This is a genomic window from Streptomyces beijiangensis (assembly GCF_017315755.1).
Taxonomy (GTDB): Bacteria; Actinomycetota; Actinomycetes; order Streptomycetales; family Streptomycetaceae; genus Streptomyces; species Streptomyces beijiangensis.
The window spans coordinates 506-779 of sequence record NZ_JAFLRJ010000780.1 but is presented as its reverse complement, the minus strand read 5'-3'; the positions used below and the strand labels follow the sequence as shown (position 1 = coordinate 779).

Here is a 274-nt window from a genome sequence, read left to right as displayed (position 1 = left end):
CCTCCCCACCCCTTCCACAATCTGACGCCCCGTCATATTCTCGGCCCCGTTCATTTCCGCCCTCCGCAAGGAGCAATCGGTGGCCGACCCGCACCCCGACCCCAAACTCCAGGCCCGCACCCTCACCCGCACCTTCGGCCGCGGCCAAAAAACCCTCGCCGCCCTGGGCCCGCTCGACCTCGACATCCCCCCGGGCGAGTTCACCTGCATCGTCGGCCCCTCCGGCTGCGGAAAATCGACCCTCCTCCGCATAGCCGCCGGCCTGCTCCGCCCC

At 70.1% G+C, this 274-nt stretch carries 1 protein-coding gene; it reads left to right on the top strand.

Annotated elements, in window-relative coordinates; translation table 11 throughout:
• Nucleotides 1-79: 79 nt before the first annotated feature.
• A partial coding sequence (locus J0695_RS45325; protein ID WP_206969602.1) for an ATP-binding cassette domain-containing protein occupies nucleotides 80-274 on the top strand: 195 nt, incomplete at its 3' end.